This is a genomic window from Clostridium sp. 7_2_43FAA (assembly GCF_000158375.2).
Taxonomy (GTDB): domain Bacteria; phylum Bacillota; class Clostridia; order Clostridiales; family Clostridiaceae; genus Clostridium; species Clostridium tertium.
In genome coordinates this window covers 2289019-2306645 of sequence record NZ_JH815222.1, presented here as the reverse complement: position 1 = coordinate 2306645, position 17627 = coordinate 2289019, and the positions used below count along the sequence as shown (strand labels likewise).

At 27.1% G+C, this 17627-nt stretch carries 18 protein-coding genes; 15 read left to right on the top strand and 3 right to left on the bottom strand.

Going from position 1 to position 17627, the window contains the following annotated elements:
- Positions 1–7: 7 nt before the first annotated feature.
- From CSBG_RS12445 to CSBG_RS12435, 3 genes are all read left to right on the top strand, one after another.
- Positions 8–1540 carry a membrane protein gene (locus CSBG_RS12445; protein WP_008680002.1) on the top strand — a complete coding sequence of 511 codons (1533 nt, stop codon included), beginning with the start codon at positions 8–10 and terminating at the stop codon, positions 1538–1540.
- Between the two features lie 74 nt (positions 1541–1614).
- Positions 1615–2631: an oxidoreductase gene (locus CSBG_RS12440; RefSeq protein ID WP_008680000.1), complete on the top strand. Its 1017-nt coding sequence runs from the start codon at positions 1615–1617 to the stop codon at positions 2629–2631.
- Positions 2632–2779: 148 nt separating this feature from the next.
- Positions 2780–3490 (top strand): SDR family oxidoreductase, encoded by a 711-nt coding sequence (locus CSBG_RS12435; RefSeq protein ID WP_008679998.1) that lies wholly within the window; start codon positions 2780–2782, stop codon positions 3488–3490.
- Positions 3491–3872: 382 nt separating this feature from the next.
- Here the strand turns inward: CSBG_RS12435 and CSBG_RS12430 are convergent, their stop codons facing one another.
- Positions 3873–4337: a GreA/GreB family elongation factor gene (locus CSBG_RS12430; RefSeq protein ID WP_008679997.1), complete on the bottom strand. Its 465-nt coding sequence runs from the start codon at positions 4335–4337 to the stop codon at positions 3873–3875.
- A 122-nt stretch (positions 4338–4459) separates the two neighbouring features.
- Between CSBG_RS12430 and CSBG_RS12425 the strand changes: the two genes are divergently transcribed.
- Positions 4460–5170: a hypothetical protein gene (locus CSBG_RS12425; protein WP_008679995.1), complete on the top strand. Its 711-nt coding sequence runs from the start codon at positions 4460–4462 to the stop codon at positions 5168–5170.
- A 156-nt stretch (positions 5171–5326) separates the two neighbouring features.
- Positions 5327–6094 (top strand): SDR family NAD(P)-dependent oxidoreductase, encoded by a 768-nt coding sequence (locus CSBG_RS12420; protein ID WP_008679993.1) that lies wholly within the window; start codon positions 5327–5329, stop codon positions 6092–6094.
- Between the two features lie 395 nt (positions 6095–6489).
- On the opposite strand, the gene CSBG_RS12415 is transcribed toward CSBG_RS12420, so the two are convergent.
- A complete protein-coding gene (locus CSBG_RS12415; RefSeq protein WP_008679991.1) occupies positions 6490–6813 on the bottom strand; it encodes a hypothetical protein in 324 nt (107 codons plus the stop codon).
- 233 nt (positions 6814–7046) lie between these two features.
- Here CSBG_RS12415 and CSBG_RS12410 point away from each other — a divergent pair, with 233 nt between their 5' ends.
- From CSBG_RS12410 to CSBG_RS12360, 10 genes are all read left to right on the top strand, one after another.
- Entirely contained in the window at positions 7047–7595 is a 549-nt protein-coding gene (locus tag CSBG_RS12410) for an isochorismatase family protein (RefSeq protein ID WP_008679989.1), read from the top strand.
- A 58-nt stretch (positions 7596–7653) separates the two neighbouring features.
- On the top strand, positions 7654–8025 hold the full coding sequence (locus tag CSBG_RS12405) for a hypothetical protein (RefSeq protein WP_316136668.1): 372 nt from the start codon (positions 7654–7656) through the stop codon (positions 8023–8025).
- Positions 8026–8599: 574 nt separating this feature from the next.
- Positions 8600–9238 carry a membrane protein insertase YidC gene (yidC, locus tag CSBG_RS12395; protein WP_008679984.1) on the top strand — a complete coding sequence of 213 codons (639 nt, stop codon included), beginning with the start codon at positions 8600–8602 and terminating at the stop codon, positions 9236–9238.
- 149 nt (positions 9239–9387) lie between these two features.
- Positions 9388–10116 carry a D-Ala-D-Ala carboxypeptidase VanY gene (locus CSBG_RS12390; RefSeq protein ID WP_008679982.1) on the top strand — a complete coding sequence of 243 codons (729 nt, stop codon included), beginning with the start codon at positions 9388–9390 and terminating at the stop codon, positions 10114–10116.
- 19 nt (positions 10117–10135) lie between these two features.
- Complete coding sequence (locus CSBG_RS12385) at positions 10136–10828, top strand: response regulator transcription factor (protein ID WP_008679979.1); 693 nt, start codon at positions 10136–10138, stop codon at positions 10826–10828.
- The gene (locus tag CSBG_RS12380) at positions 10818–11939 is read left to right on the top strand and encodes a HAMP domain-containing sensor histidine kinase (protein WP_008679977.1); all 1122 of its coding nucleotides are present in this window, start codon (positions 10818–10820) and stop codon (positions 11937–11939) included. The genes CSBG_RS12385 and CSBG_RS12380 overlap by 11 nt, the downstream gene beginning before the upstream one ends.
- 179 nt (positions 11940–12118) lie before the next feature.
- Entirely contained in the window at positions 12119–12919 is an 801-nt protein-coding gene (locus CSBG_RS12375) for a Tim44-like domain-containing protein (RefSeq protein ID WP_008679975.1), read from the top strand.
- 346 nt (positions 12920–13265) lie between these two features.
- Entirely contained in the window at positions 13266–14642 is a 1377-nt protein-coding gene (gene trkA, locus CSBG_RS12370) for a Trk system potassium transporter TrkA (protein ID WP_008679973.1), read from the top strand.
- Complete coding sequence (locus CSBG_RS12365) at positions 14632–16080, top strand: TrkH family potassium uptake protein (protein ID WP_008679972.1); 1449 nt, start codon at positions 14632–14634, stop codon at positions 16078–16080. The genes trkA and CSBG_RS12365 overlap by 11 nt, the downstream gene beginning before the upstream one ends.
- Positions 16081–16281: 201 nt before the next feature.
- A complete protein-coding gene (locus tag CSBG_RS12360; RefSeq protein ID WP_008679970.1) occupies positions 16282–16716 on the top strand; it encodes a hypothetical protein in 435 nt (144 codons plus the stop codon).
- A gap of 104 nt (positions 16717–16820) precedes the next feature.
- Here CSBG_RS12360 and CSBG_RS12355 read toward each other — a convergent pair whose 3' ends face one another.
- Positions 16821–17462, bottom strand: coding sequence for an undecaprenyl diphosphate synthase family protein (locus CSBG_RS12355; RefSeq protein WP_008679968.1), 642 nt, complete (start codon positions 17460–17462; stop codon positions 16821–16823).
- Positions 17463–17627: the final 165 nt, after the last annotated feature.

Below are 17627 nucleotides of genomic sequence, written 5' to 3'. Positions count from 1 at the left end.
TATTGGAATGAAAAAAAGTAAACAGATCACGATTTTTAGTAAACTATTATCTATAATAATTAATCCAATATTTATACTTGTATATTGGATATCATTTTATGAATTATATACTTTGTGTAGGTTTGGAAGAGTTGATCATAATATTACAATTTTATTTATATGTATGTTATTCTTTTTGGCTTGCATTATTTATTTAATAGTTGCTGTTAGAAAGAAAAATATGATTTCTCCACAATATCCTACAGATGATTATACTTTTGATGAGAACAGTAAAAGGAAGTGGAGTAAATCTTCTTTAAAAACTATTTGGACATACATAGCTATAATTATTATGGTTATTATAACAGTATTTTATGGAGCAAAAATATATCATAGTGCAACAAACTTTAGGGGAAAGCTTTCGTGGGTTTTACATGATTTAGGTCATAAAAAAGAAATAAAACTTGAACATAATAATATATATGAAGATGGTATAGAAGGATTATTTAATGATATTAATGACAAAGTTCATATGCCTGAAACTTTATATGTTTCTGACAACTTTAGCCTTGAGTTTGATTCTGATGGAACAATTCAGTCAATTTATGGTTTTCTTTATGGAAAAAATGATAAAGATGAATTAGAAAGTTATTTAATTTGTTATGATAGTAACAAATCTAAAAAGATTATTATATCTTTAAATGGCTATGTTAATGCAGATTTTAATGAGGATAAGCGTTTAGAACCATTAATTGATACAATGAAAGCTATTCCCCTTAAGGAAACGGTAAGTAATTGGAATGAAAATCAATATGGTATTCTTTATTATGGGAAAAGAAGCTTTGGTTTTAACAAAGAAGGAATTGTTTATATAGACTCTGAAGGAAATACAAAGTCACCAGGTGAAATACATTCTGAAATAATAGGATATACAGTTTCAGTATATGTTCCAGGAAAAGAGGATATATATATTCCTGTTAGATATAACTTAGTAGAAGATTTAAATAATATAAAAGGCGATAAGCTAAATAAAAATGAAAATAGAAAACCTATGAGTACAGCAAATAGTGAAGATAAAGAATTTTATTTATCTGATAGTATTGGATATAAATTAAGAGTTGTTGGAGCAGCAGCAGGTAGTAGGTTTTATTCTTTAGAAGGAACTAAGGATGGGGGAGCTACATGGGATATTATAAATGAAGATCCATTTATGGGAAGAGGTGGCGGAGCATCAGGTGTAGCCTTTATAAATGAGAAGCTTGGATTTATAGCTTTATCTCATAGTGGTGGTAGTTATGGTGAATTATATCGTACTGAAGATGGAGGATTATCTTTTGAGATAATAGATATTCCTAAAATAGATGTAACTCTTAATAATGGAAGTGTTATTTCTCCATTTGATTTTCCGAAAATGCCTTATGAAGAAAATGGAGTTTTAAATGTGTTAGTTGGTCAAGGTTCTGATGGAGACTATAATGGAAATTCTAGTGTATTATATCAATCAAAGGATAATGGAATCACATGGGAATATATTGAAGAAGTTAAGAAGGTAAGAGAATAAATAATAAAAAATATAGAAGCTGATAAATATAATGGTATAATTTCAATAAAATATAAATATTATGGAGGACAAATATGCTTACAATTGGTTATATTGGAAATGGAAAAAGTACTAATAGATATCATTTACCATTTGTTTTACAAAGAAAAAATATAAAGGTTAAAACAATATATCAAAGAAATCCTAAAAATGAAGCTTGGGGTAGAGTAGAAGGAGTAAACTATACGTCTAACTTAGATGAATTATTAAATGATAAAGATATACAATTAATCGTAGTTTGTACAAAGCAAGATAGTCATTATAATTACGCAAAATTAGTATTGGAGCATAACAAGCATTGTTTAGTTGAAAAGCCATTTATGAAAACTTATGAAGAAGCAAAAGAAATATTTGACTTAGCAAAGGAAAAAGGGCTAATAGTTCAAGCATATCAAAATAGAAGGTTTGATAGTGACTTTTTAACAGTTCAAAAGGTAATAGAAGAAGGTAAGCTTGGAGATTTGCTAGAGCTTGAGATGCATTTTGATTATTATCGTCCAGAGGTGCCAGAATCAACTAATAGTTTTTCACCTTATGATTCATATTTATATGGTCATGCTTGTCATACATTAGATCAAGTTATAAGTTATTTTGGAGAACCAGATAAAATTAATTATGATGTTAGACAATTACTAGGAACAGGCAGAATGAATGACTATTTTGATTTGGATTTATATTATGGAGTATTAAAAGTATCTGTTAAATCTAGTTACTTTAGAATAAAAGAAAGACCTAGCTTTGTTTTATATGGCAAAAAAGGATGCTTTGTAAAAGAAACTAAAGATAGACAAGAAGAGCATTTAAAGATGTTTTATATGCCAACAAATGAGGACTTTGGAGTTGATACCTTTAATCATTATGGAACATTAACATACATGGATGATGAAGGAACAATTCATGAGGAAAAAGTTAAATCTGTTAATGGTGATTATGGAAGAGTGTATGATGATTTATATGAAGCAATAGTAAATAATAAAGATAAAACTATAACAGATGATCAAACTTTACTGCAACTAAAAATATTAGAAGAGGGAATTAAGAATTTAAAGTAAGATAATATTGTAGATATCTTTAAACGTAGTAGATTAAAGATATCTTTTACTTTAAACTTTATATTATTATAGTATACATTCAGATAGTATGTGAATATATGGCTCTGAAGTTGTGAATTTATAAGTTAGTAGGGAAGGGGATGGTTATATGAAAGTTGCATTAATTACAGGAGCAGCAAAAGGAATAGGATACCACTTGGCAAAAGGCTTTGCTGATAAAGGCTATAAAGTGATTGCAATTGATATTTTAGATGCTAAATACAATAATGAAAATATTGATTTTTATAAGGCTGATTTGAAAAGTGAAAGTGAAATAAAAGAAGTTTTTTCTAAGGTTATTGAAAGGTATGGAGCTATTCATATATTGATAAATAATGGAGCAATAAGTTCATATAGTAAATCTATATTTGATATAAATGTAGAAGAATTTGATAATGTTCTAAATACAAATTTGAGAGGTAGCTTTATTTGTTGCAAAGAGTTTGTAAAAGCAAATAAAGGAGAAAGTTTTGGAAGGATTATAAATATATCTTCAACTAGATATAATCAAAATGAAGCAGATTGGGAGGCCTACGGAGCTTCAAAAGGTGGAATAGTTTCCTTAACTAACAGTTTAGTTATATCTTTATCAAAGACACCGATAACTGTAAATGCTATAAGTCCTGGATGGATACAAGTAGATAAATATGAAGAACTTAGAGAAATAGACCATAAGCAACATCCATCTGGAAGAGTAGGAAAGCCAAGTGATATATTAAAAACATGCTTGTTTTTATGTGAAGAAGATAATGATTTTATAAATGGAGCAAATATCATTATAGATGGTGGAATGACAAAAAAGATGATCTATGAAGAATAATTTTTATAAAATGTAAATTAATCATAATAATATGTATTAACTTTCCGATTTTCATATAATATCGAATACAATTCTAAATTTAAGATAGCTAAGACGGCTAAATTTTTATAACTCGCTACGCTCAAACAATAAAAACTTTTAACACAATCCTAGCTATCTTAAATAAGAATTGTAGTTTCTCATTATAATAAAATCTCCAATTTAATACATATCATTAATGAGGTTAATTCTTCATTTGATAATTTAAAGTGGCGAAATATAAGTTGGCAAAGATAAATAGAATATGTGAAATAAGCCTAGTACTTCTTTGCGTAGCTATTTAGCTTATGGAACATATCTAGTTATCGTAGCCTTTATATTTGTGCTACAGGCATTTTTGCTATTATAAGATTTCTAATATCTCAACAGAGTATTTATCTTCAGGAGCATCAACTTCAACAATATCTCCAACTTTTTTACCTTTTAAAGCTAATCCAAGGTCTGATTCTATGCTTATACACATATTTTCAGGGTCTGAATCCATAACAGTAACTAGAGTAACAACGTCTTCAAAATCATCTTCAATGAATTTGATTTTAGCCTTACTATTTATTCCTAAAGTAGATTTATCGATTTCTTCATCATCTATAATAGTTGCTGTTGAAATCATATTTAATAAGTATTGAATTCTATTATCATTTTCTCTATAGTTTGCACAAGCTTCCTTGTATTCTGCATTTTCAGATCTATCACCATGTGCAGCTGCTATTGCTTTTTCTTTTGCAATTTCAGCTCTTTTTACTGTCATTCTATATTCTAGTTCTTCTCTTAATTTTTTTATATTTTCTTCAGTTAGCGTATTATTCATAAAACTAAACCCCTCTCAAAAGATATCATGCTAATATTATATAATATATAGAAAAAAATAAAAGATTATTTAGATAAAAGCAATATAATATATTATGTAAATAATTTTAAGGAGGAGAAAAAATGAATAAGAAATTAGCAATAATAATAGTTTCCATAGTTTCTGTATTAATTATATTTGGAGTTATACTATTCAATATGATTAATAGAAGTAAAGATGAAAATGTAAATGAGAATAAATATGAAGCAAATAATATAGAAACGACAGAAAATCAAAGCAAAATAATTAACTTTATAAGTTCAATAGCTGGTCTTCAAGCAAGTAATATAGAAGTAATAAATGATCCAATAGGAATTAAGGGTGAGTTATTTGCCCCAGAAGAAACTATATTAAATGGAGTAGATTATTTTTTAGAAAAAACTAATAATGAAAAAATGAAAGATATAAAAATAAATATAGAAGAAGGAGATATAAGTATTTATGTAAATTATGAAGTATTAAATAACATAAAAACACCTGTTGAAGTAAAAGTTAAGCCAAGCATTAATGATGACGAGGATTTAGTAATAACAATAGATGAAGTAAGGTTTTTAGATTTAAAAATAGCAGATTGGATAGTTAATTTAGCTTTAAAGAGTTTCGTAAAAGATTGGTTTCCTGAAGACGGAAAAATAAATGTAAAATTCAATAAAGGAGATGTAATAGTATATAAGGATAATTTTAAGGGAGTTAATTTAAAATCAGTTTTATTAGAAGAAGTTGGCCTTAAAATAAATGCTATTATAGATTTAAAATATGTTATTAATGATTCAAAGTTAATTAATAAAAATTAAGATATAGTATTTTAAAGTTAATTTCTATAATACTAATAATGAATGCTAAATAAAAAAATAAAATTTACATAAACTATAACTAAGACTTTTTAAAAAAGAAGTATATAATATAATGTATAAATAAATTCGTACATTAAAATTATGGGAGGTATAAATATGTTTGACTTAAAGGGGAAAATAGCAGTTGTTACAGGTGCATCAAGTGGACTTGGAAGAGATGCAGCATTAGCATATGCAAAAGAAGGTGCAAATGTTTGTGTATTAGCAAGAAGAATTGAAAAAATAGAAAGCTTAGCAAAGGAAATAGAAGCTTTAGGAGTAGAGTCCATTGCTATTAAATGTGATGTTACTAATGAAGAGGAAGTTAAAGTAGCAGTAGAAACTATTGTTAATAAATTTGGAAGAGTGGATATTTTATTAAATAATGCAGGAATAGCAGTGCGTGGTGGAGTGGAGACACTTAGTGAAGAAGAATGGGATAAGAGTATGGATACTAATGTGAAGGGCATTTATTTAGTTAGTAAATATGTGATTCCAGTTATGAAGAAGCAAAATTATGGGAAAGTAGTTAATGTTAGTTCTATTAATGCATTATTAGCAGATAAAGCTGATATATTTATTAGACACTCTTATAATGCATCTAAAGCAGCAGTTTTAGGATTGTCAAGAGGTATGGCGGCATCCTATGCTCAATTTGGTATCACCGTAAATTCTGTTTGTCCAGGGTTATTTGAATCTGAAATGACTGAAGATACATTATTTAAATCTCAAGAATTTTTAAAGAGCTATAATACGCTTTGCCCAGCTTCCAGACCTGCTAAAAAAGGTGAGTTAAATGGGACTATTTTATACTTCTCATCTGATGCATCAAGTTATGTAACAGGACAGCATATTGTAGTAGATGGTGGATTATCAATAGTTTAAAGTAGATAGAAATAATTTTAAAGAGCACATTAAATAAATTGTGAGTTAAACTTAATGATATGTATTAACTTTCCGATTTTTATATAATATCGAATACAATTCTAAATTTAACTGTGTCAAGTGACAGAATATAAGTTGGCGAAGATAAATAGAATATGTGGAATAAGCATATAGCGAGCAATTAGAAGTACTTGGCGTAGGAAAAACTACTAGGCCTTAGTGTTGTTGGTTTGTCTGAGCGTAGCGAGTTAACCAAAACTCTTGGCATAGTAGTTATTCCGAGCCTAGTACTTCTTTGCGTAGCTATTTAGCTTATGGAACATATCTAGTTATCGTAGCCCTTTTATTCGCAATTTATAACAAGGGCGAATAATCGCCCTTTATTTTTTTATAATTTAAAAGATTCGCTTTGAGTTGAGGAATGAAAATAGAGAATTACGTTCAACAGAAGAATCCCATACTTTATCATAGATACAGCTTATATTATCACCAATTAAAGGTGCAACTTTATAGACTCCAGGCACATCGTAGTAAGATGCGATAACATGAAATACATTACTGATAGAATTATCTTGATAAAGTTGTAAACCAGCATAATATCTTGAATATTCTTTTAGAAGATAACTATTTAGTTTTTTGCTAAAATCTATATAAGAAGATTCAAGTCCAGGTCTGACGATAATTTCATTTACATTATAGAATAAATTTTTGTTTTTCATATGAAACACCTCTTAAATGAAGTTGTTTTATTATAATTTATAATATGTAAAATATTTATTTAAAGTGATGGTTTCTTAGGATTTTATATAATTATTTTAATTATGATATAAATAGAGAAATATATTTATTATAAAGTTATTATGGTAGAATAATGTTATTAAATTAATATCAAGGATACATATTACGATATTTGAAAATGATAATAGAGATATAAATTGGGGAGGAATTTAAATTGAAAAAATTATTAGTAGTTATTGATTATCAAAATGACTTTGTTAATGGAACATTGGGATTTGAAAAGGCTATATCTTTAGAAAATGGAATTTATGATAAGGTAAATAAATATCTAAAGGAGAATAATAAGGTATTATTCACTTATGATACGCACTTAGATAATTATTTAGATACTAGAGAAGGAAAAAACTTACCTGTTGTTCATTGCCTAAGGGGGACTGAGGGTCATGGACTATATGGAAAGTTAAAAGAGTTTTCATATAAAGAAAATACAATTCATTATGAAAAATATGGATTTGGAATGGCACCGATTGATATGATTAAGCTTGCAAATGAAATAGGTGATGATATCAATGAGATAGAGATAGTTGGAGTAGTTACTAATATATGTGTAATAAGTAATGTGGTAATGTTTCAGTCACAATTTAGAAATGCAGAGGTAGTAGTTGATGGAAGCCTTTGCGCTAGCTTTGATGAATCATTACATGAAAAGACTTTAGATGTAATAGAAGGATTACAAGGTAAGGTAATAAACAGACAAAAATAATTTAATCTTTTTGTTTATTACCATGGTACAGTTGGCTCTGGAAGTGAATATCATAGTCATGAAAGGAGTTGATAAAAAAATGTCTTTGGAAAGAATTGATTATTACAGAGACTTACAACCATTACATGATAAATGCAAAAGGCTTATATCTTTTCATGTTATTATTACATTGTCAGATGGAAGTACACTTGACGGAATTATTGAGGATGTAGATAGAGAGCGTATTATAATATTGGTTGGAGAAGATGTAATGGAATCAGAAAATGAAAATGAACCTGAGCAACAACGCCAATTCCCTGGAGGAGGCCGTCAAAGAAGAAGATTTAGACGCTTTAGGAGGAGAGGTTTTCCACTAGGTAATTTAGCTGCAGTGGCTTTATTAGGCTATCCTTATTTTATTCCACCATTCCCATTTTTCTATACTTTCTAGATTTATTAGAGAAAACACTTAATTAAAAAAGACTTAATTAGAAAAATAATTAGAAATATAATTAGAAATAGAAGAACATAAGTATTGTTGTTATACACGGACAACAGATTTTCTAATAATAACTGGAAGCGATTTTTATTTAAAAATTGTTTTCAGTTATTATTTTATATCTAGAATATTTTATTTAGAAAGTTTATATAAAAGTTATTTAAATTTATTCCATATATTAATATTTAGTATTTAACAATATATAATGAGTTATAACATAACTCATAGGAGGCGAAGCATATATGAAATTTGATATGCTGTATCTAATTCAATTAGTTTCTATTTTTAGTATTGCAACTTACATATATATATGCTTTAAAGGCTATATTTATAAGAATAAGGGGAAATTTAATAAAGTCATTTTTAATAATTTGATTAACAAAGAAAAATTGGATTTTTCTAAAAATTTAAATTCTGATAAATATAAAACCTATGAGAAAATAGATATATGGCGGTATTGTACTTTATTTTAAAATGATGTCTTATAAATTAATTTTAAATTGTTTAAATAATTAGGAGGATTTTTATGGACATCATTATAAATATATTTAAAACTATGATAGAGTTTGCCTTTCAAATAACAGGGGATTGGGGGATAGCTATAGTATTGCTAACAATAACTGTAAAGCTATTAATGCTACCTTTTTCTATAAAACAAAGAATTGCTATGAAAAAGCAGATAGTTTTTTCTAAGGAAATAGAGGCTGTTAAGAAAAAGTATAAAAATAATAAAAAAAGGCAAGATGATGAGTTAAATAAGCTTTACTTAAATAACTCTAAAGGAATGTTTGGATGTTTTCTTTCATTATTACAATTGCCAATAATATCGGGATTATATATGTCTATATCAAGGCTTCCAGTTGAAGCTATGATAATGCTGATTCCTTGGGCTATGAATATAGGTAGTACAGATGATAAGTTTATTGTTCCATTAATATATACTATAGTTTCGATATTACCAAGTATAATTTCATACTTGAAGATTTTTAATAGTAATGAAAAACCTATAAGTATAAAATCTATTATTCCAATGTTAATATTTGGATTAGTTATAACAGTAAAAGCACCTATAGGACTTGGAATTTACTTTATAACTTCAAGTATATTCACATTATTAGAGGATATTGGTTTTAAAATATATAGTAAAAACAAAGTTTTCGCTTAAATTAAAAAGGATTTAAAGTTTTGCTTTAAATCCTTTTATTCTTTTAACCAGCTTTTATAAAACTTAAGGTTTCGTAAGAAATTTTTATAAGAGTCGTAAGGTATGTAATTTAAAATTAGCACTATAAGGTTAGAAGAGGAGTGTAAAACATGAAAAGAGGATTAAAAAGATTTTTAATATTTATTTTAGTAGGTTTTGGAGTATTGTACTTATCAAAAAGTGATATTTTATTTACAAAGGGTTTAATTTATAATGAAAATAAGAGTAATTTAAATAAGAGTGATAAGCTATCAAATGGAAATAATATTAATATAAATAATGATGTTGATTTAAATGATTATTTACTATTAGTAAATAAAGATCATGAATTAAGTAAAAATTATAAACCTAAAAATTTAATTATTCCTGATATTCCATTTACTGATTTAGTAAATACTGAAGAAAAACACGTTGCAGGAGTTATTGCTAAGCCATTAGAAAATTTAATTAATGAAGCTAAATATGAAGGTATAATATTAATAGGAAATTCAGGGTATAGATCGTATAAATCACAAAAAAATATATTTAATGATAGAGTAAAATCTCAAGGAATAGAAAATGCTGAGGCATATGTTGCTAAGCCAGGATTTAGTGAACATCAAACAGGGTTATGTATTGACATCACTAATGAGGAAAATTTTTTAATTCAAGGAACAAGAGAAGGAGATTGGCTTGCAGAAAATTCTTATAGGTTTGGGTTTATTATAAGATATCCATTAGGAAAGGAAGATATAACAGGAATTGAGTATGAGCCTTGGCATATAAGGTATGTAGGTGAAGAAGCTGCTAAATATATATATGAAAATGGAATTACCTTGGAGGAATATTTAGGAAGATAGTTATTTAGATGGAGGGCAAATGAATAATAATATATTAGTGATAGATGATGAAAAGGAAATAAGGGATTTACTAGAAATAAATCTTAAAAATGAAGGATATAATGTTTTTAAGGCAAGTAATGGCGAAAAAGCATTAGAAATATTAGATAAAGAAGAAATTCATTTAATGGTTTTAGATATAATGATGCCGGGTATGGATGGATTAGAAGTTTGTAGGAGGGTGAGGGAAAAATATAATATACCAATACTTATGTTAAGTGCTAAAACAGAAGATATGGATAAAATACAAGGAATTATGACAGGTGCTGATGATTATGTATGTAAGCCATTTAACCACTTAGAACTTACAGTTAGGATAAGAGCATTACTTAGACGAGCATACTTTTTAAATACTAAAATGCAAGCTTTAGATAATATAATAAGAATTGAATCGATGATTATAGATAAAAGTAAACATAAGGTAACAATAGATGATAATGAGGTGTCATTAACGGCAAGGGAATTTGAAATTTTATATTTGTTAGCGTCAAATAGAGGAAGAGTTTTTAGTACAGAAGAAATATTTGAGAAAGTTTGGAAGGAGAGATACTACCAATCTAATAATACTGTAATGGTACATATGAGTAGACTTAGAGACAAATTAGAGCAATATATGGAGGGAAATAAAATAATTCATACTGTATGGGGAGTTGGTTATAAAATTGAAAAATAAAAGGATATATAGAGTATGGCTATATTCAGTAACTGATATAGTAATTTCTTTAATATTAACTGTCTTGACTTTTTTTATTGCAAAAATTATATTAAATTATTTATACGTAAACAATGAATATGAATTTGTATGGCATATTTGGAGGCTTTGGCGGTTTATAAAGTATGAATTTTTAGATGGATTTATAGCTATAATTATAGGAATAGCAATATTTACAATATTTTATTTATTGGTAACTTATAAAAAAGCTAAGAGTTTAGTAGCTATAATAAATGAGACCGAAATTATAGCTAAAGGGGATTTAGATAGATCAATACAAGTTAATTTTAAAGGGGATATAAAAGTCTTAGCAGAAAATATAAATAGTATTTCAAATCAACTTAAAAATAGAACTATAGAGGAAAGAAAGGCTCAAAAAACTAAAAATGATTTAATAACAAATGTATCACATGATTTAAGAACTCCATTAACTTCAATAATGGGGTATTTAGAAATTATTGATAGTGATAAATATTATGATGAAGTAACTCTTAGATATTATGCTAATATAGCATATGAAAAATCAAAAAGTTTAAACTTACTTATAAATGATTTATTCGAACTTACTAAAATGCAAAATAACACTATAAAATTAGATAAAAATGATATTAATTTAGTTGAGTTATTAGGTCAAGTGGTTGCTTATTTTGAAGTACAGTTTAAAAACTCAAATATGGAATCAAGGGTTAACTTTTCAGATGATAAGTTGATTGTTAATGCAGATGGAGGAAAATTAGTTCGAGCATTTGAAAATTTATTATCTAATGCAATCAAATATGGTGAAGACGGTCATTATGTTGATATAGTTACAAAGGCTGAGGAAGAAAATGCTGTAGTTCAAATTATAAATTATGGGCAGTCTATACCATCAGTGGATTTACCATATATATTTGATAGATTTTATAGGATAGAAAAATCAAGAAATAGTAATATAGGTGGCTCGGGATTAGGTTTATCTATAACAAAAAATATTATAGAGCTTCATAATGGAAATATATCTGCATATAGTGATGATTATAAGACTATATTCGAAGTAAGATTACCAATAAAAACTAATTTAAATAATAAATAATTATTATGTAAATAAATTTGTTTTGTAAAAAATAGTATGTGTTAAAATATATATAAGTTTGATGAATAGCTTATACGTAACTCAAGAATGCATGTAAATAATAGTGGTTAAGTATGATTAGCATTAAAAAAATTATGTAAGTAAACAATAAAGATTAGACTTTTAAAGGGAAGAGAGTAATGAATAAATTTAAGATTAGTGATTTTATAAAAAGAGTTTTAGTAATAATACTGGTAATTTTAGTTGTCAATGGACCACTAGTTGCTTATGCTAGAGCCGGCGGTGGAGGCGGCGGAGGCGGCGGAGGTGGTGGAGGTGGCGGCGGAAGTAGCAGTTCATCTCACGGGGGTTCAGCCGGTGGAAGTTATAGAGGAAGAAGTAATCCAATAGCTTCAATAATTAATCTTAGCATGTTTGCTATTATTGGATCAGCAGGAACAATTGTTTTAAAGTTAAGACTTAGCAAAAAGAAAGCAAAAAGTATTTCTGCTATAAAAAATTTATCTAAGATGGATTACAATTGGGATTATGATAATATAAAGAATGATATTGAAGAAGCATTTTATAAAGTTCAAGTTGCTTGGATGGAAAGAAATCAAGATTTAGCTAAAGAATATATGAGTGAAAAATTATACATAAGGCACAGATCAAAAACAGAATGGATGAAAGTAAGAAAAGAAAAAAATATACTAGAAAAAATAAAACTAGTAAGTGCTATTCCTATTGCATTACAGGATAAGGATGGAACTAATGAAGATTCCTTATGGGTTCATATAAAGGCAAAATCAATTGATTATACAATAAAAGAGGAAACAAATGAAATAATAGAAGGCAATAAGTATAGAATTACTCATTTTGAAGAGTATTGGAAATTTATAAAAAATGAAAAAAGATGGGTATTAGATGAAATAAGGCAAATTGATGATATTAATAATTTGGATATCTTTGATATAAATATCAAAGATAAAGAATCTAAGTAACATTAAATATTTTATCTCATTAAAAAGAATCCACCTATAATATTTTTATTGTAGGTGGATTTTTTTAGTTCACTGAAGATTTAGTAGAAGTATCATGTATTTAAAGTAGTTACTTTAAATCTCTTTTTAGTAACTACAAAAGTTATAAAATTTTTTGAAAAATAGAAATTTAAAATATATATTAATTAAAAAGTATATATTAATTAAAAAGTCTTAACTTTAATAACAAATAAGAACTTATATTATTAATATTTTTATAAATTTAATGACTATGATTAATATTATTTGTAATGTATAATATGAAGTATTACATATATGAGTAACATTAGTAGCAAGGAGAAGGAAAATGAACATTATTATAGTCGGTGCAGGTAAAGTAGGATATACCTTAGCCAAATATCTATCTACAGATGGAGACAATATAACTATTATAGATAATAAAGATGCGGCTTTAGAACATATTAATAACAATTTAGATGTAATGTGTGTTAAAGGAAATTGTACTAGTTTAAAGGTTCTTGATGAAGCAGGAATAAGAGGTGCTGATTTATTAATTTCAGTAACTGATAGTGACGAATTAAATATGCTTTGCTCTTTAGCATCTAAGAAGTTAGGAGTTAAGCATACTGTAGCCAGAGTTAGAACCCCAGATTATGATGAAGATATAACTTTACTAACTGAAGCTGTAGGAATAGATTTAGTAATAAATCCAGAAAAAGCTGCGGCAATAGAAATAGCTAAGTTAATTAAATATCCATCAGTATGTAGTATAGATAATTTTTCCGATGGTAAAGTAAATTTAGTTGGATTTAAGGTATCTGATGATACAGCTCTTGAAGGTAAAAAAATAAGTGATATTACCTTTATTAGAGGAAATGTACTTTTTTGCGGTATTGAGAGAAATGATGAATTTATAATGCCTAAAGGAGACTATATTTTTCATAAAGATGACAGAGTATATGTTATAGGTGAACATAAAGACATTCAAAATTTATTCAATAAATTAGGTAAATATAAGAAAAAGGTAAAGAGAGCCATGGTTATAGGTGGGGGTAAAATAGGATATTACCTTGCTAAAATTATTGGTGAAGTTGGAGTTAATTGTAAGATAATAGAAAAGGATCTGAATATTTGTGAAGAGCTTAATAATCTTTTACCAAACTCTATAATAATTAACGGAGATGGTATGGATGAAGAGTTATTATTATCTGAAAGTTTACTTGAAGTTGATAGTTTTATTACATTGACAGGAAGAGATGAAGATAATATAATAGGTTCTCTTTTAGCTAGTAGTAAGTCTGTAGATAACGTAATAACTAAAATAACAAGAGATAATTATAGAGAAATAGGAAAAACTGTAGGAATAAATTCTATAGTAAATCCAAAGTTAGTTACTGCATATAAGATATTGAGATATGTAAGAACTTTAAGAAGTAAGAAAAAATGCTCTATAGAAAATATATATAGGATTTGTAATGATAAAGCAGAAGCAGTAGAGTTTGTAGTTGGCAATGATACAACGAATATAAATATAAAATTTAAAAATGTAGAGTTTAATCAGGATATTTTAGTAGCTACAATTGTTAGAAATAATAAGATAATCATTCCAACAGGAGATGATTATCTAAAAGCAAATGATAGAGTAATTATTATAACTAAGAATATGAAACTTTTAAGTATTGATGACATCTTCTCTGGAGGTGGCAGATACTATGAACTATAAAATGGTTCTAAAGGTTTTAGGAAATGTATTGTTATTCGAGTCAATTCTTTTACTAATTCCTTTGGGAATAGCACTAGCATATGGAGATGGAGATAGTTTTTCATTTTTAATAACCATTATTTTGATGATGCCAATAGCTTTATTGTTAAGAAGAATAGAAGTTAAAGAAAAAGGCATATATGCTAAAGAAGGATTTTTGACTGTAGGTTTAACATGGATTGTAATAGCAGCCTTTGGAGCCTTACCATTTGTTATAAGCGGAGCAATGCCATCTTTTATAGATGCATTTTTTGAAACAGTCTCAGGCTTTACAACAACAGGTGCTACAATTTTAACAGAAATTGAATCATTACCAAAAGGAATATTATTTTGGAGAAGCTTTACTCATTGGATAGGTGGAATGGGATTCTTAATTTTTATATTAGCATTAGCACCATCATTAGGTTCTAATACAATATATTTATTAAGAGCAGAAAGTCCTGGGCCAAATCCAGGTAAAATAGTTCCTAAAATAAGTGAAACTGCTAAAATTTTATACATAATATATTTTATTTTAACTATAATACAGACGATTTTATTAATGGCATCAGGACTTTCAGCATATGATGCTATAATACATGCATTAGGAACTGCAGGAACAGGTGGTTTTTCTAATATGAATACAAGTGTTGCTGCTTTTGCTAGTCCTTCTGTTGAATGGATAATAACAATATTTATGATATTATTTGGAATTAATTTTGCATTATATTTTCAAGTAATAAGAGGAAATATTAAAAACTTCTTTAAAAGTGAAGAACTAAAATATTATTTATTAATGATTTTTATATCTATAATATTTATAACAGTAAATATTTTGGATTTTAATAATGGAAATTTAAATGAATCAATAAGACAGTCATCATTTCAAGTTGCATCAATAATTACAACGACAGGATATGCAACTGTAGATTTTAATTTGTGGCCAACGCTTAGTAAAATGATAATTATGATGCTTATGATAGCTGGAGCAATGGCAGGTTCTACTGGTGGTGGAGTAAAAACAATAAGAATAGTAATAATGCTAAAAGCTATAAGACGTGGTATAGATAAAATATTACATCCTAAAAGAATACAAAGTGTTAAGATAGATGGAAAAGTAGTAGATGAAGAAACTATATCTGGAGTATTTTTATTTATAGGAGCATATATTGTAATTGCATTAATTGCTATGTTTATTATTTCATTTGATGGATTTGATTTAATTACAACATCAACATCTGTACTAACTGCTATAAGTAATGTAGGTCCTGGTTTTGAAATGGTTGGACCAATAGGTAACTTTTCAGCATTTTCACCATTAAGTAAAATAATACTATCTTTTTGTATGCTTGCTGGTAGATTAGAAATATATCCGATGCTAATTATGTTTAGTACATCAATTTGGAAAAAGACTTATTAAATAAAATTCGATATAAATTAAGGATATCTAAAGTAAATAGCTTTAGATATCCTTTTTTTATTAACTTAAGTTTAAAAAGGAAGAAGGAAATTTAAAATGTGAACTAGTTTACTGCAAACTGAATAGAATAATACGAAGAATATTCCTTAATATTTCTATTTAGATTTTTATCAAATGAATAATTGAAATGAGTGGTAAATTATGTTTAACGAGAGAAGAATGTTTTGTAAATACATTGGTTCAGGTTCATCAAGAAATGTATTTGACTTGGGAAATGGATATGTGATGAAAGTAGCAAAAAATTTAGCAGGAATAGCGCAAAATAGGGTGGAATATCAAATTTCGTCAATGGATTCCTCGGATTTGTTTGCAAAGGTTATGCAGGTCTCTTCAAATTTTAATTATCTAGTAATGCAAAAAGCAGATAAAATAAACAGTATTACTGATATTCTTTACTATTTTAATGTTAGAAGTATTGACGAACTCTTTAGTTTAAGGGAATTTCAGAATATTGTATATAGATATAATTTATTAGCAAATGATCTATGCAGGACTAGTAGCTGGGGAATAGTTAATGGGGAACCAGTCATTATTGATTATGGTTTCACAAGAGAAGTTAGTGCAAGATATTATTAAGGAGTACAGTTAAGAGTGTAAAATAGCATTAAACATTTATAATATCTGTTTATGAATTTTACACTCTCTTAAATATGAATTAATTATTATTTACTAGTTTAACTTTAACCACCAAGAGTAATATCTTGATCATTATACCAATTTAAGGCACTATAGAAGTCTTGAGAATTAAAATCAGGCCAATATGTATCTATTACGTAAAAATCTGAATAAACAGATTGTACTGGCAAAAATCCGCTAAGGCGTCTTCTTCCTCCCCATCTTATTATAAGATCAATTCTAGAAATATCTTCTGAATGAATACAAGGTAAAATATGTTTTTTAGATGAGTCTGATTCTTTTAATAAATTTAAATCCCATTCCCATCCATAATGAATTAAAAAATTTACTTTGATACCTCCATTTCCAAATTTTTGTCTTGTTATAAAAGGAGGTAATTCCTGTGGAAAGACATCAGATTCAGTATTTCCAATTACTAATATTTCACAATCTTCTTTGGTTAAAAGCATAACAGAATCAATGCAAGCTCTTATAAATGCTTTTTTTTGTTCAGAAGGACGTTTAGTATTATCTATGGTAAAGCCATAAAATGTTACTTCTTTAATATTTTCCTTCTGACAAAGTTTAAATACTTCAAGTCCTGGATTAATTCCATGTGAATATCCTTTATCTTTACTTAAATTATTTGAAAGTGCCCAACGTCTATTTCCATCAGGAATTATTCCAATATGTTCTGGTATTCTCATATATCCTCCATAAAAGTAAAAATTAATAATAGTATTTTATCCAGAAGAATATAAATTAGTCATAAATTTATATATATTAGTAAAATTTAAATAATTAATAGTACTTTTTGTTTTTTACTGTAGAAAAAAGCAATATCATTGAGTATAATTGTTTTATGAAACCCT